Here is an 18156-nt window from a genome sequence, read left to right on the forward strand (position 1 = left end):
ATGACACGGCGAACGGAATGGCCGGACAGCGAGGGCGATACCTGGAGCGCTGCCGGCGACACCGAGACCCGTCATGGCCGCGGGGCCCTTCGTGGCCGCGAGGACAGCGGTGGTCCCTCCTCGTCGAGGGCCGAGGCGGGACCACCGCGTACTCCCGAGGAGCAGGCGCGGGCGATCTGCTTGCGCCTGCTCACCGGGACGCCGCGCACCCGCAAGCAGCTTGCGGACGCCCTGCGTCGGCGAGGCATCCCCGACGAGGCAGCACAGGAGGTGCTGTCCCGCTTCGAGGACGTCGGGCTCATCGACGATGCCGCCTTCGCCGACGCCTGGGTGGAGTCCCGCCACCACGGCCGCGGCCTGGCCCGGCGCGCGCTGGTCCGTGAACTGCGTACCAAGGGGGTGGACTCCGCCCTGATCGACGTGGCCGTCGGCCGCCTCGACTCCGAGCAGGAGGAGTCCACCGCCCGCGAGTTGGTCGACCGCAAGCTACGTGCGACCCGCGGCCTGGACCGGGAGAAGCGCCTCCGCCGCCTGGCCGGCATGCTCGCCCGCAAGGGCTACGCGGAAGGCCTCGCCCTCCGCGTCGTCAAACAGGCCCTGGAAGAGGAAGGCGAGGATCCGGAGCTGCTGGACCAGCATCTACCGGATGACTGAGGCGGCCGAACCGGCCCAGGCGACCGAGGCTATTGGGTGACTGGGGTGACTGGGGGGACTGAGGGGGCGAGGAAGGAAGCGCAGGTCCCCACATCACCCCCGTATCGGCAGCCCCGCACTCCGCCAGGCCTGGAAGCCGCCCGCCAGGTCGGTCGCGCGGTGCAGGCCCAGGTGGCGGAGGGAGAGGGCGGCGAGGGTGGAGGCGTAGCCCTCGTTGCAGATGACCACGACCGGGAGGTCGTGGTGGGTCGCCTCGGGGGCGCGGTGCTCGCCGGTGGGGTCGAGGCGCCATTCGAGTTCGTTGCGTTCCACGATCAGGGCGCCGGGGATGGTGCCGTCGCGATCACGCAGCTGCGCATACCGGATGTCGACCAGCAGACCGCCCGCCTCCTGGACGGCGGCCGCCTCCTGGGGGGCCACCCGTCGGCCCAGTTCACGCCGGGCCCGGGCCAGCAGTTCGTCAACGGCGCTCATGCCCACTCCTCCGGCCGCTCGACCTCTTCGAGGTGCAGCACCTGTCCGGTGCGACTGTATCGGCGCATCAGCGGCAGCGGCGGGTAGTAGGCGTGCACCGACACCGCATGGGTGTCGGTGGAGGTGTTGAGCACCTGATGGACGTGGTGCGGGCCGAAGGCCTGGCCGCGGCCGTCGCTGAGCCTGCGCTCACGGTCCACCCCGTCGGCGAGCTCAAGGGTCTTCCAGCCCTCGGTGGGCAGTTGGGCGGCGAGCGACTGCTCCGTCAGCTCGCCGGCGGCCGTCGCGAAGGCGCCGTGGGAACCACCGTGGTCGTGCCAACCGGTGCCGGTGCCGGGCGGCCAACCGATCAGCCAGGCCTCACTGCCACCCGGACCGTCCAGTCGGATCCAGGTACGGCCTTCGGGGTCGAGCGGGAGCGACGAGACGAGGGCCGCGTCCGAGGCGGTGCGGCGGGCGAAGTCGAGGAGTTCGGGAGCGCTGGGGCCGCCACCGGTGTCGGAGGTATGCGGGCGCGCGGAGGTACGTACGTCGGGCACGGAAACCGTCCTGAGTGATCGCGAAGAGGCGCGGCTGCCGGATCGGGGCAGGCGGCCGCGCGGGGAACGAGATGCGGATCAACAGGACGGACGACACATGCAGCTCGCATGGCGGACCAGGTCCAGATGGACCCTCCGCCAGAATCGCGAGCCGTGATCAGTCACGTTCGGAGTGAAGCATGGAGGATCCCACAGGGTCAACCACGGACGGGCCATGAAGTGACGTGCCTTGCGGAGACCTGCCCTGCGGAGACCTGCCTTGCGGAGACGTGCCGCTCGGCGAGGTGCCGCTCGGCGACGTTCCTTCCGCGGCCGTCCCACCGTCGGCCGTGCCGCTGCCCGCGGCTGCCTCCCCCTCGACGGTTCCGCCCACGGCCCCGCCCACGCCTCCGCCCCCGGCTCGCCCCTGCCCGGGCGACGCCGGAGAACCGGACGACGCACCAGTCGACGCACCGGACGACGTGCCGGACGACGCACCGGGTGATGTGGCCGACCCCGGTGGCAGGGACGACCTCAGTGGGCCATCCGTGCCCGACGATGTTCCCGGAGCGCCACTTCCCGGCCTCGGGGCCGCGCTCCCACCCCCGCCCCGTACCGCCGCCGCGCAGGCGGCCATCTCCGCCGGGCGGACGCCCGCCAAGGCCGCGACCAGGTGGCCGTCCGGGCGGACGAGGAGGACGGTGTGGGCGGCGGCGCCTGGATAGGACTCGGTGACGAGGATCTCGGCGGGCATCGGCAGTGCGGCGACCGCGCTGGTCAGCTGGGGCATCAGACCCGCCGACTGCCAGTGCCGACGGTCCCAGACGGTGGTGCCGGGAGCCACCAGCACCACCAACAGGCCCTGGCCGAGGCGGTCGCGCAGCCGCACCACCGAGCCGTCCGAAGCGGTCACGGGCACATCGCTGACCGGCGCTCCCGGGGGCGTCTCGACGAGGGGGACGCCGGTGTGCTCCGCGGGCGGCGCCAGCGGAGTGCGGGCGTAGACGGGGGGCGCGCCCAGCGGGCCGCGCCCCAGGTGGCCGTCGGTCAGCAGGGTGCTGCGCCCGCGCGCCGCGCCCGGGAGCACGGTGCGCCAGCGGGCCGAGCGGCCGTCCCGGAGCAGCGGCAGGGCCTGGTCGGCGGCGCGCAGCCGGGCCGCGACCGCGGTCCGCCGCTCGTCCTGGTAGCTGTCGAGCAGCCGCTCGGAGACGCCGTCGTGCCAGGCCAGGCTCAGCTTCCAGGCGAGGTTCTCGGCGTCCCGCAGCCCCTCGTCCAGGCCCTGGGTGCCGAGCGCGCCCAGCAGGTGCGCGGCGTCCCCGGCGAGGAAGGCGCGGCCCTGCCGCCAGCAGCGGGCCAGCCGGTGGTGGACGGTGTGCACACCGGTGTCGAGGAGTTCGTACGCGGGGACGAGCCGGCCGTGGCCCGACGGCACGCCGACCTCCCCGCTGGTCCCGTCCGCCGGGGGCTCGACGGCCCAGCCGGCCAGGGAGTCGCGGATCCGGGCCACCAGGGCGTCCGGTGTGACCAGTTCGCGGCCGGGCGGCAGCAGCCAGTCCAGCCGCCAGACACCGTCGGCCAGCGGGCGGGCGGAGACCTCGCTGCCCGGTCCGCCGCCCGGTCGGGGCGGTGAGCGGTGCAGCAGGGCCTCGCCGGGCCAAGGGAGCTCACAGCGCAGCGCGGCCACCGCATGCCGCTCGACGGCCGTACGGCCGGGGAAGCGGATGTCCAGCAGCTTGCGGACGGTGGACCGTGGGCCGTCGCAGCCGATGAGGTAACTCCCGCGCCACCAGGTCCCGTTGGGGCCACGGGTGTGTGCGCTGACGCCGCGCTCGTCCTGTTCGAGGTCGGCGAGCCGGCTGCCGGTGACGACCTCGGCGAGCTTCTCGCGGGCCAGTGCGGCGCGCAGCGCGCGGGCGAGTGCGTGCTGGGGGAGGTGGACCGGCGACGCGAGGGCGGCCGGGCCGGCCCCGTCGTCCGGGGTGCGCGGGGCGAAGGCGACGCGCTCCGCCAGGCGCCGGCGGCGCATGATGCGCCAGGCGGTCCAGCGGATGCCGGTGCTCTCCAGGGCGTCGGCGCAGCCGAGCCGGTCGACGAACGCCGCGGTGTCCGGGCGGAGCACGACCGTACGGGCGGGCCGGGTGTCCTCCTGACCGGTGGTTTCGTCGAGGACGATGGAGGGGACCCCGAGCCGGGCGAGGGCGAGGGAGAGCGCGAGGCCGACCGGGCCGGCCCCGACGACGATCACCGGGTCCACGGCGCCGCTCCCTGGGGCCGCTGGAACGTACGGGACAAGCGGGAACTGGCAGTTGGAGCCCGGTGCGTGATCACACAGCGTATGCAACCCACTGCGGCCGTCGGCGTCAAGTGACGGAGGCGGTGGCGCCGTTGCCACCGCCTCCGTGCGGTCCCGTATGAGCCACGCGGCGGCCCGTCCGTACCGTCGGCCTCGTGCCGCCCCGGGAGCCGGCGTCGTGCCGTCCCGGGAGTGCCCGGCTCAGTCCTTCGCGCGCACCGGTCCGTCCGGCGTCGCGTCGTTGACGTCCATCGCGTCGGTGGCGGCGACCGGCTCGGCGGCCGCGGCCACGCTGATGCCGGTCTTGGCCCGACGGCCGCGCCGCTCGATCCAGTTGGCGAGGGCGGACAGCGCCAGGCACATCGCGACGTAGATGGTGCCGGTGACGATGATGACCGGGACGTAGGTGTCGTTGCCGTTGACGATGATGTTGGTGCTCATCAGGCGGGCGGTGTAGAGGAGCTCCTCGAACGTGATGATGTAGCCGAGGGAGGTGTCCTTCAGCGTCACCACGAGCTGGCTGATGATCGTCGGCAGCATCGCGCGGATGGCCTGCGGGATCAGCACCGTCGTCATGACCTGGGTCTTGCTCATGCCCAGTGCGTAGGCGGCCTCGCCCTGCCCCTTGGGTACGGAGTTGATGCCGGCCCGCAGCACCTCGGCCTGGACTGATCCGTTGTAGACGGTCAACCCGGCGACCAGAGCCCAGAACTGCGGCTGGCTCTCGTCCATGCCGAGGCTCTCGCGGTAGCTGAGGAGGACCACCCACAGCGCGTAGATGGTGATCAGCAGCGGTACGGCGCGGAACAGCTCGATGAATCCGGTGGCCAGCCAGCGGATCGGCCGGTGGTCGGACAGCCGTGCCACCGCGAGCAGTACGCCCAGCGCCAGCGACAGCACCGCCGCGACCGCGAAGACCTGAAGTGTCGTCAGGACGCCGTCGCGGATGTTGTTCCGCACCCCGGCGTAGTTGAAGATGTTCCACACCTCGGGTTCGAGCTGACCCTTGGCGCTCAGCCGCAGCACGGCGAACGCGATCAGCCCGAGCACCGCGAGACTGCCGATGACGGTGTAGACGCGGTTGCGTGCCTTCGCCTTCGGTCCCGGTACGTCGTAGAGAACGCTCGCACTCATGCCCTTACCTCGCTTCGTTCCGCCCCGCGTGCGCGCGGCACCCACGTCGTGCTGTTCTTCCAGCCGGGGGACTTCGGCCCGGGGACGCCCATGCTGCGGTCGCTCATCGCACGACCCCCATCCGGCGCTCCAGCAGCCGGAAGAGGCCACTGATGGCGAAGGTGATGATGAGGTAGGAGAGCGCGGTCCACAGGAAGATCCAGGCGATCGGGTACCCCCTGTCGTTGAGCAGCTTGGAGACGCTGAACAACTCGGGGAAGCTGAACGCACCGGCGATCGCGGAGTTCTTCGTCAGGGCGATGAAGATGCTGCTCAGCGGCGACAGCACGGAGCGGGTGGCCTGCGGCAGCACGATCAGGCGCAGCGTCTGGGAGAAGGTCATGCCGATCGAGCGGGCCGCCTCCGCCTGCCCCAGCGGCACGGTGTTGATGCCGGAGCGCACCGCCTCGCACACGAAGGAGGAGGTGTAGAAGCCGAGCGCCAGCGTGGCCAGGACGAACGGGCTCCAGCCGTTGAAGAGGATCTGCGGCACGACGAAGAACGCGACCAGGAACAGCAGCGTCAGCGGGGTGTTGCGCAGCACCGTGACCCAGGCCGTCCCGAAGGCGCGCAGCGGCGGAATCGGGGAGACCCGGAACCCGGCTATGAGGACGCCGAGTACCAGGGCCAGCAGACCGCTGGCCACGGTGATCGACAGGGTACTGAGGAACCCGTCCCGGAACTCGGGCAGATGATCGAGGAGTACGTTCATGGGGTCTCCGCGGTAGCGGTCAGGTCGACGGCGGGAAGAGGGGCGGGGGCGGGGAAGACAGCGCGCCCCGCACACCCGGCCGCGGCGGGCGTACGGGGCGGCGCGATCAGAGCGGGTGCCGGCGCCTCAGTAGCGCGGCAGCGGCGTCTCCGGGGCGACGTACTTCGAGCCCGACTTGCCGAGGGTGCCCTCGTAGGCCTTCTCGTAGTCGCCGTTCTTGATGTGGTTCTCCAGCGCCTTGGTGATCGCCTCCCGCAGCGCCTTGTCGTCCTTGTTCAGGCCGACGCCGTAGGGCTCCTTGGTGAAGGGCTGGCCGACGACCCGCAGCTTGGCGGGGCGCTGGGCGGCGTAGCCCTTGAGGATCGCGTCGTCGGTGGTGACCGCGTCGACCGAGCCGTCGAGCAGGCTCTTGACGCAGTCCGAGTACTTGTTCATCTCGGTGGTGTTGGCGCCGTACTTCGGCTTCTTGATCTCCTGGAGCGGAGTGGAGCCGGTGATCGAGCAGACCTTCTTGCCCTTGAGGGAGTCCGGGCCCGTGATGGCCTTGTCCTCCTTGCGCACCAGGAGGTCCGCGCCGGCGGTGTAGTACGGGCCCGCGAAGCCGACCTGCTTCTTGCGCTCGTCGTTGATGGTGTACGTACCGACGTAGAAGTCGACGGCGCCGTGGGAGATCTTGGTCTCACGGACGTTGGAGTCGACCGTCTGGAACTCGATCTGCTTCTCGGAGAAGCCCAGGTCCGCGGCGACCATCTTGGCGATCTCGATGTCGAAACCGGAGTACTTGTTGGTGGCCGGGTCCTTGAAGCCCAGGAACGGCTGGTCGGCCTTGACGCCGACGACGATCTTCTTGGCCTGCTGGGCCTTCTTCAGCACCGAGGAGTCGACCTTGACGTCCGAGGCGACCTTGTAGCTACCGCTGAAGACATCCCCGCCGGCCGGCTTGTCGCCCGCCGTACCCTTTTCGCCGCCGCACGCCGTCGCCGTGGCCGCCAGCGCGAGCACCACTGCACCGGCCGCAGCCGTCTTACGCATCCTCATGGTCAACATCCTTTGGTTCAACACGTGTTGGCAAACAGAGTGGCCCAACTGCGGGCTCAGTGGTGGAGGATCTTCGACAGGAAGTCCTTGGCGCGGTCGCTGCGCGGGTTGTTGAAGAACTGGTTCGGCTCGGCCTCTTCGATGATGCGGCCGTCCGCCATGAAGACGACCCGGTTCGCCGCGGAGCGCGCGAACCCCATCTCGTGCGTGACCACGACCATCGTCATGCCGTCCCGGGCGAGCTGCTGCATCGTGTCCAGCACCTCGTTGATCATCTCCGGGTCCAGCGCGGAGGTCGGCTCGTCGAACAGCATCACCTTGGGGTCCATCGCCAGCGCGCGGGCGATCGCCACGCGCTGCTGCTGGCCGCCGGAGAGCTGCGCCGGGTACTTGTCGGCCTGGGTGCCTACCCCGACCCGGTCCAGCAGGGCGCGGGCCTTCTCCTCGGCCGCCGCCTTGTCCGTCTTGCGGACCTTGATCTGCCCCAGCATCACGTTTTCGAGCACGGTCTTGTGCGCGAACAGGTTGAACGACTGGAAGACCATGCCCACGTCGGCACGGAGCCGGGCAAGCTCCCGGCCCTCCTGCGGCAGCGGCTTCCCGTCGATGGCGATGCTGCCGGAGTCGATGGTCTCCAGGCGGTTGATCGTGCGGCAGAGCGTCGACTTGCCGGAGCCCGAGGGCCCGATCACGACGACGACCTCACCGCGGTTGATCGTCAGGTCGATGTCCTGGAGCACGTGCAGCGCGCCGAAGTGCTTGTTCACGTTGTCCAGCACGACCAGCTGGTCTCCTGCGTGCGCAGGGCCCTCGGCGTTCTTGGTCACCGATACTTCGCTCATCGGCGTACAGCTCCGTCCTCCTCGGTTGGGGAGGAACCTAGCGAGGTGCTTCGACCAGCGTCATTACATCTGAGGGGAACTTGAGCATAACGATCCGGTCGCAGCGGAACACTCTCTGTGAAGCGGGGGCGACGGCCCGGGGGGACATCCGGGGGAGCGTGGCGTACCGGCTGGGTAACGGATGGCGGCGCGGAGGTGGCCCGCTCTTGACGCGCACACCTCCCATCGCCGTAGATGCCCTGTGGCCCGTACGCACGCACCCGGGAAGGGGGACTGATGAGACTGCTGTTGGTCGAGGACGACGATCATGTCGCCGCGGCCCTCTCCGCGGTGCTCGCCAAGCACGGCGTGGCCGTCGTGCACGCGCGCAGCGGGGAGGAGGCGCTCAAGGCCCTGCTGCCCGATGACGCGGAGCCGTTCGCGGTGGTGCTGCTCGATCTCGGGCTGCCGGACCAGGACGGCTTCGAGGTGTGCGGCCGGATCCGCAAGATCTGCGCCACCCCGGTCATCATGGTCACCGCCCGCTCCGACGTGCGGTCCCGTATCCACGGCCTCAACCTGGGCGCCGACGACTACGTGGTCAAGCCGTACGACACCGGCGAGCTGCTGGCCCGCATCCATGCGGTGAGCCGGCGCGCGGTGCCCTCGGCGGACCGGGGCGCCGAGCAGCCGACCGACGACGGCACCGCCGGAGAGGCGCTGCGGCTGGGCGCGGTCACCGTCGAACTGCCCACCCGGCAGGTGTCGGTGGACGGTACCGCGGTTCCGCTCACCCGCAAGGAGTTCGACCTGCTGGCGCTGCTCGCCCAGCGCCCGGGGGTGGTCTTCCGCCGGGAGCAGATCATCAGCGAGGTGTGGCGGACGAGCTGGGAGGGCACCGGCCGGACCCTGGAGGTGCACATCGCCTCGCTCCGCGCCAAGCTGCGCATGCCCGCGCTGATCGAGACGGTCCGCGGCGTCGGCTACCGCCTCGTCGTGCCCGCCCCCGGCCGGCCCGCGACGCCGGCTTCCTGAAGGCCGCCGCCGGCACGTGCGCACCCGACTCCTCCCGCTCCTCATCGTCCTCATGGCCGGTGTGCTGCTCGCGCTCGGCGTTCCGCTCGGCGTGATCACGGCCGGCGTGGAGCAGCAGAAGGTGGTCATCGACCGGATCGACGACGCCGCGCGGTTCGCCTCCCTCGCCCAGTTCGTCACCGCCCGCCCGGACGCGGACGCCCGGAACAAGACGCCCGAGGAGGACGAGCGGCGGGCCACCCTCGGCGCCGAGTTGGCGCGGTACTACGACCTCTACGGCATACGCGCCGGGGTCTTCTACCGCGACCGTACGCGGATGGCCGCCGCTCCGCAGGGCATGCCGGTGCCCCGCGACGGCGAGGGCGCCCGGGCCTTCAGCGAGGCGCTGGCCGGGCGCCGCAGTCATGATCCGCACCAGGTCTGGCCCTGGGACGAGGGCGGCCGGATCGCGGTGGCCTCACCGGTCATCCGCGACGGCGACGTGGTCGCCGTGGTGGTCACCGACTCGCCCACCGGGCAGATGCGTTCGCGCATCCTGCGCGGCTGGCTGTTGATCGCGGTCGGCGAGTGCGTGGCCATGCTCGTCGCGGTCGCCGCCGCCTTCCGGCTCACCGGCTGGGTGCTGCGGCCGGTACGGATCCTGGACGCGGCGAGCCACGACATCGCCACCGGCCGGCTGAAGTCCCGGGTCGCCGGCACCGCGGGCCCGCCCGAACTGCGCCGGCTGGCCCGCTCGTTCAACGAGATGGCCGACCATGTCGAGGACGTCCTGGAGCAGCAGCGCGCCTTCGTCGCGGACGCCTCCCACCAGCTGCGCAACCCGCTGGCCGCGCTGCTGTTGCGGATCGAGCTGCTGGCCCTCGAACTCCCCGACGACAACGAGGAGATCGCCTCGGTCCGTACCGAGGGCATGCGGCTGGCCCGCGTCCTGGACGACCTGCTCGGCCTCGCGCTCGCCGAGCACTCCGCGGCCGACCTCCAGCTCACCGACGTGGCGGCGCTGGCCGCCGAACGCGTCGACTCCTGGCGGCCGTTGGCCGACAGCAAGGGGGTCCGGCTCAGCTACCAGGGGCCGAGCGCCGTCACCGGCTGGGCCGACCCGGTGGCCCTCTCCAGCGCGCTGGACGCCGTCGTCGACAACGCCCTGAAGTTCACTCCGGGCGGCCAACCGGTCGTGGTCGGTGCCACGCCCGACGGCGGGTCCGTCCACATCACGGTCGCCGACCGCGGCCCGGGCCTCACCGAGGACGAACTCGCCCGGGTCGGTGACCGCTTCTGGCGCAGCAGCCGCCACCAGAACGTCTCCGGCTCCGGACTCGGGCTGTCGATCACCCGCGCCCTGCTCGCCGCGGGCGGCGCCACCATCTCCTACTCCCCGCATCCGCCGCACGGCCTCAAGGTCACGGTGACCGTGCCGCGCACCGCCCCGTGACCGGGCGCGGCGGCCGCGCGGGACGCTTATGCGCACACCTGTGCTAGCGTGGACGCCGTTGCAGTTGTGGTACCCATGATGAACTTTGTGCGCGCCCGGAGGCTGGTAGCCCCGGGCGTTCCTTGTTTCCGGGCCTGTTCCGGTGTGGGGCGATCATCTCGGCGACAAGGAGGCCGCACGGTGCGGCCTCCGGCTTGCCCCATGGAATAGGAGAAGGACATGGCTTCCGGCACCGTCAAGTGGTTCAACCCCGAGAAGGGCTTCGGCTTCATCGAGCAGGACGGCGGCGGCCCCGACGTCTTCGCCCACTACTCGAACATCGCCGCCCAGGGCTTCCGTGAGCTCTTCGAGGGCCAGAAGGTCACCTTCGACGTGACCCAGGGCCCCAAGGGCCCGCAGGCGGAGAACATCGTCGGCGCCTGACGCACCCCGCGTCCCGTGGTCGGGGCCCGCACCGCAGCGCCGGTGCGGGCCCCGACCCGTTCGGTGTCAGGGCTTCTGGGACAGGTAGTAGCGCCGGGCGCCCTCGTGCAGCTGCAACGGGTCGGTGAACACCGCCGTGCGCAGGTCCACCTTCTGCGCGGCGTGCACCTGGCGCCCGATCCAGTCCCGGCTGTTGATCACCGTCCGGGTGATCCCCTCGGTCAGGGCGGCGTCCTCGCGGTCCGTCGTCACCAGCAGGTTCGCGACCGCGATCGTCTTCACCGCCTCCCCGTCCTGGGCCCGGGGATAGGCGTCGGCGGGCATCACCGCCGCCCGGTAGTAACGGGTCGGCTCGCCCTGCCGGTGCAGCCCCTCGGTCAGGTCCCCGAGCTGGACCAGCCGCACCGGGAACCGCTGCGCGAGGTGCTGCACCGCCGTCGTCGGCAGTCCGCCCGACCAGAAGAACGCGTCCAGCTTCCCCCGCTCCAGCAGATCCGGCATCCGGTCGATGCCGACCCGCACGGGCGTGATGTCCCGGTCGAAGTCGAGCCCGGCCGCCTCCAGCAGCCGCCGGGTGATCAGCTGTACGCCGGAGCCGTCGGCCCCCACGCCCACCCGCAGCCGGCGCAGGTCCTTCGTCGAGCGCACCGCGGAGTCCTTCGGCACCACCAGCTGCATGTAGTCGTCGTACAGCCGGGCGCAGGCGCGCAGCCGGTCCGCGCCGGCCTCGCTCCTGACCTGGTAGGTGGCGACCGCGTCCGCCGTGGCGATGGTGAACTGCGCGCGCCCGGCGACCAGCTGCCGCAGGTTGTCGATCGACCCCTCGCTCCGGGTCAGCCGCAGGTCCACATCGGGCATGTCGTGCGCCAGGTCCTGCTTGAGCAGCTCCCCGTAGCGGGCGTACACACCGGTCGGCACGCCCGTCGCCAGCGTCACCCGGCCGCCCGGCGACCGCTCGCCGCCCGTCGACAGCAGCCACCACAGCGCCACCCCGAGGACGACCAGGAGCGTGATCGCCGCCTGGACGGCCCGGCCGCCGGTGCGGGGGAGTGCTGTGCCCATGGGCGGGATCCTGCCAGGACACTGGCGCGAACGGGAGGGCAGGGTGCGGATCTGCGGGGTCGGCCGGTGCTTCCTGCGACGCTCGCCGCACGGGGCGGCCGGCCGGCGCCCGGGACCTCCTGGGGCGAGCCGGCCGGTCTCCGCTACCGGGGTGCCGCGTCAGGGCAGCTCGCCCCAGGACAGGACCCGCTCCGCCTGGGAGTGCAGGGCGGCCAGCAGGCCCAGCCGGTTGGCGCGCCGGGCCGGGTCCTCGGCCATCACCATGACCTGGTCGAAGAACGCGTTGACCGCGGTGACCAGGCCGTCCGACTCGGCGGCGAGGGGGCCCAGCCGGGGCGCGTCCCCGAGGGTGGCGCGGAACTCCTGGAGGGCGGCGTGGAGGTCGTGCTCGGCGGGGCTGTCGAAGAGCGCCGGGTCGTAGGACGGCTCGGTGCCCTCCGGCAGGATCCTGCGGACCCGCTGAAGGGCGGCGACCAGGGCGGTGAACCGGGGGTCTTCCAGCAGCGACGTCAGCTCGACGAGGGTCTGCTCGGCCCGCCGCGGGCTCCCGCCGTACGGCAGCACCGCCCGGACCAGCGCGACCGGGTGACCGCCCTCCAGGAGCTGCTGTTCGAACCGGCGGAGCACGAACTGCCGCGCATCGTCGAGCGCGTCCTTCGAGCAGGTGACGGGCTGCTGCTCGGCGGCGATCAGCAGCCCGTCCTCGACGGTGACGGAAGCGAACTCCGGGCGCGCCCGCAGAATGTTCACCAGGCCCAGTGCCGAGCGGCGCAGGCCGTAAGGGTCCGAACTCCCGGTGGGGGCCGCGCCGATGGCGAACAGGCCCGCCAGGAGGTCGAGACGGTCCGCGAGCGCCAGCAGGGCGCCGACCCGGGTGGCGGGGAGCGCGTCGCCGGCGAACCGCGGCAGCTCCATGTCGGACAGCGCGGTGGAGACCGCCTCGCCCTCCCCGGCCCGCCGCGCGTACTCATCTGCCATGACGCCGGCGAGCCCGGAGAGTTCGGTGACCATCTGGGAGCCGAGGTCGAACTTGGCGAGGGCGGAGGCGCGGTCGAGGGTCTGCCGGTCCGCGGCACCCAGGTCCATGACGTCGGCCAGGCGGGCCGCGACGGCCGCGATGCGCCGCGCGCGGTCGGCCATCGAGCCGAGGCGCTCCTCGAAGGTGAGCAGCGCCAGCTTGTCCCGCATCTCGGCCAGGGGGGTGTCCAGGTCGGCGCGCCAGAAGAACGCGGCGTCCTCGTACCGGGCGCGCAACACCGCTTCGTTGCCGGCACGCACGACGTCCTCGTCGCAGGAGCCGTTCGCCACCGCCACGAAGTGCGGCAGCAGCGCGCCGTCGGCGTCCTGCACCGGGAGGTAGCGCTGGTGCTTGCGCATCACGGTGGTGAGGATCTGCTCGGGCAGGTGGAGGTACGCCGGGTCGAAGCCGCCGAGCAGCGGGACGGGCTGCTCGACGAGGTCGGTGATCTCCGAGACCAGGTCGGTGTGCCCGGTCAGGTCGACGCGGCCGCCGACCCCGGCGGCGAGGCGCTGCGCACCCTCCTCGACCAGCCGGCGGCGCTCGGCCCCGTCGGCGAGGACGCCGTGGCCCGCCAGGAAGGCCGGATAACCCTCGGCCGAGGGGACCTCGACGGTGGGGGAGGCGGCGTCGCGGTGGACCTGGGTCGTGCGGCCGGCGGAGAGGTTGGCGACGGCGCAGGGCACGATCCGCTCGCCGAGCAGGGCCAGCAGCCATCGGATCGGACGGGAGAAGACCAGCCCCGGGGCGTTCCAGCGCATGTTCTTCTCGGCGCGCAGCCCGGTCACCACCTCCGGCAGGATCTCCGCGAGCACGTCGAGCGCGGGCCGGCCGTGCACCTCGCGGACGACCACGACGTGCTCGTGCGCCCCGAAGACGACCCGGCCGAGCTCGGCCACCTCGACCCCCTGGCTGCGGGCGAACCCGCGGGCCGCTTCGGTCGGCTCGCCCGCCGCGTCGAAGGCGCCGGCGACCCGGGGGCCGCGTACCGTCCGCCGGTGGTCCTCCTCCCGGTCCGCCACCTGCTCGACGAGCGCGACCACCCGGCGGGGGCCGGCCAGCACGCGGATCGCACCGTGCCGCAGCCGGGTACCGGCCAACCGCTCGGTCAGCGCGGTCCGCACGGCCTGTGCGGTGCGTCCCACCTCGGCGGGCGGCATCTCCTCGACGCCGATCTCGAAGGCGAGGGTGGCGGGTCCGGCCGGTGCCGGCCGCGCGGTGGTGGCGGCCCCGGCGGCCCCGGACGGGGTGGTAGCCCCGGACGTGGCGGCGGCCCCGGACGTGGCGGCGGTGCCGAGCGGATGGCCGAGTTCCGCCCGCCGGGCGGCCCACAGCTCGGCGACGTCATGGGCGAGCGCCCGCATGCGGGCGAAGGCGCGGGCCCGTTCGGTGGTGGAGATGGCGCCGCGGGCGTCGAGCACGTTGAACGTGTGCGAGCACTTGAGCACATGGGTGTAGGCGGGGACCGGCAGCCGGGCGTCCAGCATCCGGCGGGCCTCGTCGGCGTACGTCTCGAACAGTGCGCGGTGGGTCGCCACGTCCGCGTCGTCGAGGTAGTAGCGGCTCATCTCGTACTCGGCCTGGCCGAAGACCTCCCCGTAGGAGACGCCGGGCGCATAGACGATGTCCTTGAAGTGGCTCACGTTCTGGAGCGCCATCAGGATCCGCTCCAGGCCGTAGGTGATCTCCACGGAGATCGGGTCCAGCGTGATGCCGCCGGCCTGCTGGAAGTAGGTGAACTGGGTGATCTCCAGCCCGTCCAGCCAGACCTCCCATCCGAGCCCCCAGGCGCCGAGCGCGGGCGAGGCCCAGTTGTCCTCGACGAACCGGACGTCGTGTGCGGCGATGTCGATCCCCAGGGCCCGCAGGCTGCCCAGGTAGAGCTCCTGGGCGTTGCCCGGCTCGGGCTTGAGGATCACCTGGTACTGGGTGTGGGTCTGTAGCCGGTTCGGGTTCTCCCCGTAGCGCGAGTCGTCGGGCCGGACGCTGGGCTCGGGGTAGGCGACGCGCCACGGCTCCGGACCCTGGACCCGGAGGAAGGTGGCGGGATTGAGGGTTCCGGCTCCGACCTCGGTGTTCATCGGCTGGGCGAGCAGGCACCCGTGCTCCGCCCAGTAGGAATTCAGTGCGAGCAGGGTGTCTTGCATCGTGTGCACGCGCGCCCTCCAAGGACCGTATCGGTGGGGATGTGGGGTACTGCCGGTATGTGGTTGATCGTTCCCCGAGGTCTTCGGCTCTCCGCACCGCCGTCCTGAGGATGCGGAACGCGCCGGTCCGGCCTGGCCGCGCCCCACACCGGCGGCGACGCGGGCGCGGTTCGTCCTGGCCACTGACCGTGGAGGCGATGACCTCGGCGCCCGGTGGGCACCAACCTCACCGCACCTCGCACGGGTGTGCAAGCCGAATTGCCCCGCGCCCCCGGCCGGTTCACGCTCGTCACGGTCACGGTCACGGTCACGGTCACGGCCACGGCCTGCGGTCCCGCGCCGTGGTGGTCCCCGCAACGGGCGTCGCGACCGCCGCGCTCCGAGCGCTGTGCCCATGCCCCTACAGCGCCGGCCGGCAGGCGTGGTTGCGGTAGTCCCTCGGTGGCATGCCGTAGACGGCGTGGAAGGCGCGGGTGAAGTCGGCGGCGCGCGGGAAGCCCCAGCGGCTGGCGATGGCATGGATGGGGGTGCTGTGCCACGCGGTGTCGGCGAGGTCGTGCCGGGCGCGTTCGAGGCGCTGGAGTCGGATCCAGGCGGCGACCGTGGTCTCTTCGTGTTGGAAGAGGCGGTGGAGGTAGCTGAGGGAGATGTGGTGGGCGGCGGCGACGGTACGGGGGGTGAGGCGGGGGTCGGGCAGGTGTTGGTGGATGAAGGCCTTGATGCGCAGCAGCAGGCTGCGGCGGTGGGTCTCCGGTTCGAGGGCGTGCTCGCTGTCGAGGGTGTGGGCGAGGAGCGAGGAGAGCAGGTCGATGGCCACGGTGCCCAGCCGTGGCCCGTCGGCGGGATCGTAGGCGTAGATGTCCGCCCAGATCCGGGTGAGGAAGTGGGCCAGCAGGCCGCCGAGCCCGTCCCGCCCGGACATCCGGCGGCCGATGAGGCGGTCGGCGCTGGTGGCCGGCAGGGGCAGCAGGCTGCGCGGGACGAAGAGGCCCGTGCCCAGGACCCGTTCCTCGTCGGGCCCGGTGCGCGCCGCCATGGAGTAGGGGCGTGCGGTGTCGACGAGGATCAGGTCCTGCGCGGTGCAGTCCGCCGAGCGGTCGGACAGGGTCAGCGTCTTGGCCCCGCGCAGGGCGAGCGACAGGTGGTACATCTCCGGATCGGAGCGCCGGATCAGTTTCGGGGTGCGGCGCAGCGTCATCCGGGGGTGCTCGGTCTGCCACAGGCGTACGGCGCCGAGCTGGAGCATGCGCTGTGACGCCGGGAAGTCGGCCGCACGGTCGCTGAGGACCTCCACGGGCACGTAACTCGTGGACAGGTGCTCGCGCCAGTGGTCGAACCGGTCCTCGGCGGCCACACCCTCCGTGCATAACTCGGTCTCGATCAACATCTCCCCACTCCCCCTCGGTTGGTGACCGTGCGGTCGACCGGCGACGGCCCTACAGCACCCGGTCGGCACGAGGCAGCGACCGTACGACACGGGCCACGGCCCAGCACAGTGGCAGGGCCAGGACGCCGACGAGGGCGAACTTGGCGACCGCCGGTGCGTGCAGCCACCGGAAGGCGTAGGACAGCCCGACCAGCACGAGCGGGTGGATGAGGTAGACCGTGAAGGCGTGCCGGGAGAGGAAGGCGGCCCGGGGCCCCTGGCGGTTGAGGCGCTCGCGGAAGAAGACCGTCAGGCCGACGACCATGCCGACCGCGAACGTCGACTCCCAGGCGGCCGTGGCCAGCGACTGCCAGGTGCCGTGCCCCGCCATCGACTCGGACGGCGTGAGGACGGACACCGGGAGGTACGCCAGCGTCGCCACGGAGGCGACCGCGAAGCCCAGCCGTCCCGCCCGGCGGGAGAGGGCCTGCGGCCAGCCCCGCCGGTGGGCGAGCACGCCGATGACGAAGAAACTCGCGTACTGCGGAAGGAAGTTGGGGGACGGCAGCCCGACTATCGGGAAGTACGTGCCGGTCGGCACGAGGAACCGCCAGAGGTACGTGGCGAGAGCCAGGCCGAGCACGAAGAGGGCGATGGCGCCCGGTCGCGGGGCGCGCGGGGCGCACACCACCGCAGCGGCGTCCGGCCCCGCCCCACCGCGCCCGCGGAAACGGCGCCCCAGCACGAACAGCGCCGAGAAGACCAGCAGCACCTCGACGAACCACATGGGCCCGGCGTCCCAACTCACCACGTAGTAGAGCCAGTACGGCATCTTGTCCCGCCACTCCGCGAACCCGCCGAAGTTCACCAGGGGACGGATCAGCAGGATGAAGGCGAGCAGCGGGATGCCGAGCCGCTTCAGGCGGTCCCGCAGGAAGGGGCGCGCGCCCTTGCGGTCGTACGAGGCCGGCGTGAAATAGCCGGCGATCATGAAGAAGAACCCCATGAAGAACGCCTGGTTGAACGTCACGGCGATGTCCAGGAGCAGCCCCGAGCCGTCCTTGGCGGGCTCGGTGTAGTACCAGGCGGGGATGTTGCCGTAGGTCACGGCGACGTGGTGCAGCACCACGAGCGCCGTGAGCGCGATCCGCAGATTGTCGACGTACTCCAGTCGGGGGCGCGCGGGTCGCGCCCCGGCCGGTTCGCCCTTCGGCCGGCCCCCTGGGGCCGTGCCGGTCGTCATGTCATCGGTGCTCATGGTGGAATTCCCCCGGTTCGGCATGGCAAGGAAGAGTGGGACGGCTACGCGCGGGTGGCGTGCTCGAACAGGTCGGCCAGTTCGCGGGCGTGCGCGGCCAGGTCGTGCTCCGGATACGCGCTCCAGTACGCGAACATCGCATCGATCCCGGACTGGAGGCTGACGGCCATCACCCGGGCGTCGAACGCCCGGAACTCGCCGCGCTCCTGCCCCTCCCGGAACGCCTGCTCCAGCGCGGCGAAGAGGGGCTCGCCGGACGCGATCCCGTAGTGCGGGGACCCGTCCCCGGTGCGGAAGTTGTGGAAGATCTCGGCCAGTGCCGCGAGTTGGGTCGGATGCCCCTGCATATACGCGGCGACCGACTGGATGTAGGCCCGCAGCCAGCCGCCCTCCGCCTGCTGCTCCGCCAACCGGGGCTGCACATACGCGCCGATCCGCTCGTAGACCTGCGTGACGACGAGCTCGATCAGCTCGTCCTTGCCCGCGAAGTGGTACGAGATCACGCCCTTGCTGACCCCGGCCCGCTCGGCGATCTGCGCCAGCGATGCCTTCGCGAACCCCTTTTCCGCGATGGTCTCCACGGCGGCATCGACGATCTGTGCCCGTCGTGCCTGCTCGATGAACGACCGCTGCGGTTCCGCCCCGCTCACGTTCCGCCCCTCTGCTGTTCAGCCCTGCTGTTCAGCCGCTGTTTAGCCACCCGGCCACTTTTTTGGCCGGTCGGTCAGAATT

General features: G+C 71.9%; 16 protein-coding genes. 4 read left to right on the forward strand and 12 right to left on the reverse strand.

Features of this window, described 5'->3' with window-relative positions; genetic code table 11:
• Complete coding sequence (recX, locus tag AB0C96_RS17490) at positions 1-654, forward strand: recombination regulator RecX (protein WP_362918311.1); 654 nt, start codon at positions 1-3, stop codon at positions 652-654.
• A gap of 93 nt (positions 655-747) precedes the next feature.
• On the opposite strand, the gene AB0C96_RS17495 is transcribed toward recX, so the two are convergent.
• From AB0C96_RS17495 to AB0C96_RS17525, 7 genes are all read right to left on the reverse strand, one after another.
• A complete protein-coding gene (locus AB0C96_RS17495) occupies positions 748-1128 on the reverse strand; it encodes a rhodanese-like domain-containing protein (RefSeq protein ID WP_362918313.1) in 381 nt (126 codons plus the stop codon).
• A complete protein-coding gene (locus tag AB0C96_RS17500; RefSeq protein ID WP_362918315.1) occupies positions 1125-1667 on the reverse strand; it encodes a cysteine dioxygenase in 543 nt (180 codons plus the stop codon). Before AB0C96_RS17500 ends, AB0C96_RS17495 begins: the two co-directional genes overlap by 4 nt.
• Positions 1668-1824: 157 nt before the next feature.
• Positions 1825-3900, reverse strand: coding sequence for an FAD-dependent monooxygenase (locus AB0C96_RS17505; RefSeq protein WP_362918317.1), 2076 nt, complete (start codon positions 3898-3900; stop codon positions 1825-1827).
• Between the two features lie 240 nt (positions 3901-4140).
• On the reverse strand, positions 4141-5073 hold the full coding sequence (locus tag AB0C96_RS17510) for an amino acid ABC transporter permease (RefSeq protein WP_362918319.1): 933 nt from the start codon (positions 5071-5073) through the stop codon (positions 4141-4143).
• A gap of 103 nt (positions 5074-5176) precedes the next feature.
• On the reverse strand, positions 5177-5824 hold the full coding sequence (locus tag AB0C96_RS17515; protein WP_362918321.1) for an amino acid ABC transporter permease: 648 nt from the start codon (positions 5822-5824) through the stop codon (positions 5177-5179).
• 126 nt (positions 5825-5950) lie between these two features.
• Entirely contained in the window at positions 5951-6862 is a 912-nt protein-coding gene (locus tag AB0C96_RS17520; RefSeq protein ID WP_362918323.1) for a glutamate ABC transporter substrate-binding protein, read from the reverse strand.
• 56 nt (positions 6863-6918) lie between these two features.
• Positions 6919-7704 carry an amino acid ABC transporter ATP-binding protein gene (locus tag AB0C96_RS17525; protein WP_362918325.1) on the reverse strand — a complete coding sequence of 262 codons (786 nt, stop codon included), beginning with the start codon at positions 7702-7704 and terminating at the stop codon, positions 6919-6921.
• A gap of 276 nt (positions 7705-7980) precedes the next feature.
• Between AB0C96_RS17525 and AB0C96_RS17530 the strand changes: the two genes are divergently transcribed.
• The 3 genes from AB0C96_RS17530 (at position 7981) to AB0C96_RS17540 (ending at position 10573) form a co-directional block, all read left to right on the forward strand.
• Positions 7981-8718, forward strand: coding sequence for a response regulator transcription factor (locus AB0C96_RS17530; protein WP_362918327.1), 738 nt, complete (start codon positions 7981-7983; stop codon positions 8716-8718).
• Positions 8719-8734: 16 nt separating this feature from the next.
• Entirely contained in the window at positions 8735-10150 is a 1416-nt protein-coding gene (locus AB0C96_RS17535; protein WP_362918329.1) for a HAMP domain-containing sensor histidine kinase, read from the forward strand.
• A 219-nt stretch (positions 10151-10369) separates the two neighbouring features.
• Positions 10370-10573 (forward strand): cold-shock protein, encoded by a 204-nt coding sequence (locus AB0C96_RS17540; RefSeq protein ID WP_362918331.1) that lies wholly within the window; start codon positions 10370-10372, stop codon positions 10571-10573.
• Between the two features lie 66 nt (positions 10574-10639).
• Here AB0C96_RS17540 and AB0C96_RS17545 read toward each other — a convergent pair whose 3' ends face one another.
• The 5 genes from AB0C96_RS17545 to AB0C96_RS17565 form a co-directional block, all read right to left on the reverse strand.
• Positions 10640-11635, reverse strand: coding sequence for a TAXI family TRAP transporter solute-binding subunit (locus AB0C96_RS17545; RefSeq protein ID WP_362918333.1), 996 nt, complete (start codon positions 11633-11635; stop codon positions 10640-10642).
• A gap of 159 nt (positions 11636-11794) precedes the next feature.
• Positions 11795-14800, reverse strand: a complete 3006-nt coding sequence (locus AB0C96_RS17550; RefSeq protein WP_362918490.1) for a glycine--tRNA ligase — start codon at positions 14798-14800, stop codon at positions 11795-11797.
• Between the two features lie 400 nt (positions 14801-15200).
• Positions 15201-16187 (reverse strand): helix-turn-helix domain-containing protein, encoded by a 987-nt coding sequence (locus tag AB0C96_RS17555; protein ID WP_362918335.1) that lies wholly within the window; start codon positions 16185-16187, stop codon positions 15201-15203.
• 49 nt (positions 16188-16236) lie between these two features.
• Positions 16237-17424 (reverse strand): acyltransferase family protein, encoded by a 1188-nt coding sequence (locus AB0C96_RS17560; RefSeq protein WP_362918337.1) that lies wholly within the window; start codon positions 17422-17424, stop codon positions 16237-16239.
• A gap of 44 nt (positions 17425-17468) precedes the next feature.
• Positions 17469-18074 (reverse strand): TetR/AcrR family transcriptional regulator, encoded by a 606-nt coding sequence (locus AB0C96_RS17565; protein ID WP_362918339.1) that lies wholly within the window; start codon positions 18072-18074, stop codon positions 17469-17471.
• Between the last annotated feature and the right edge of the window lie 82 nt (positions 18075-18156).

Origin of the sequence: Streptomyces sp. NPDC048506 (assembly GCF_040651315.1) — a bacterium.
GTDB lineage: Bacteria > Actinomycetota > Actinomycetes > Streptomycetales > Streptomycetaceae > Streptomyces.

Excerpts from the sequence above, each read along its gene's own strand:
- AB0C96_RS17530 (WP_362918327.1), top strand. The coding sequence starts at position 7,981 with ATGAGACTGCTGTTGGTCGAGGACGACGATCATGTCGCCGCGGCCCTC.
- AB0C96_RS17495 (WP_362918313.1), bottom strand. The coding sequence starts at position 1,128 with ATGAGCGCCGTTGACGAACTGCTGGCCCGGGCCCGGCGTGAACTGGGC.
- AB0C96_RS17520 (WP_362918323.1), bottom strand. The coding sequence starts at position 6,862 with ATGAGGATGCGTAAGACGGCTGCGGCCGGTGCAGTGGTGCTCGCGCTG.
- AB0C96_RS17550 (WP_362918490.1), bottom strand. The coding sequence starts at position 14,800 with ATGCAAGACACCCTGCTCGCACTGAATTCCTACTGGGCGGAGCACGGG.
- recX (WP_362918311.1), top strand. The coding sequence starts at position 1 with ATGACACGGCGAACGGAATGGCCGGACAGCGAGGGCGATACCTGGAGC.
- AB0C96_RS17540 (WP_362918331.1), top strand. The coding sequence starts at position 10,370 with ATGGCTTCCGGCACCGTCAAGTGGTTCAACCCCGAGAAGGGCTTCGGC.
- AB0C96_RS17510 (WP_362918319.1), bottom strand. The coding sequence starts at position 5,073 with ATGAGTGCGAGCGTTCTCTACGACGTACCGGGACCGAAGGCGAAGGCA.
- AB0C96_RS17515 (WP_362918321.1), bottom strand. The coding sequence starts at position 5,824 with ATGAACGTACTCCTCGATCATCTGCCCGAGTTCCGGGACGGGTTCCTC.
- AB0C96_RS17525 (WP_362918325.1), bottom strand. The coding sequence starts at position 7,704 with ATGAGCGAAGTATCGGTGACCAAGAACGCCGAGGGCCCTGCGCACGCA.
- AB0C96_RS17545 (WP_362918333.1), bottom strand. The coding sequence starts at position 11,635 with ATGGGCACAGCACTCCCCCGCACCGGCGGCCGGGCCGTCCAGGCGGCG.
- AB0C96_RS17560 (WP_362918337.1), bottom strand. The coding sequence starts at position 17,424 with ATGAGCACCGATGACATGACGACCGGCACGGCCCCAGGGGGCCGGCCG.
- AB0C96_RS17555 (WP_362918335.1), bottom strand. The coding sequence starts at position 16,187 with ATGTTGATCGAGACCGAGTTATGCACGGAGGGTGTGGCCGCCGAGGAC.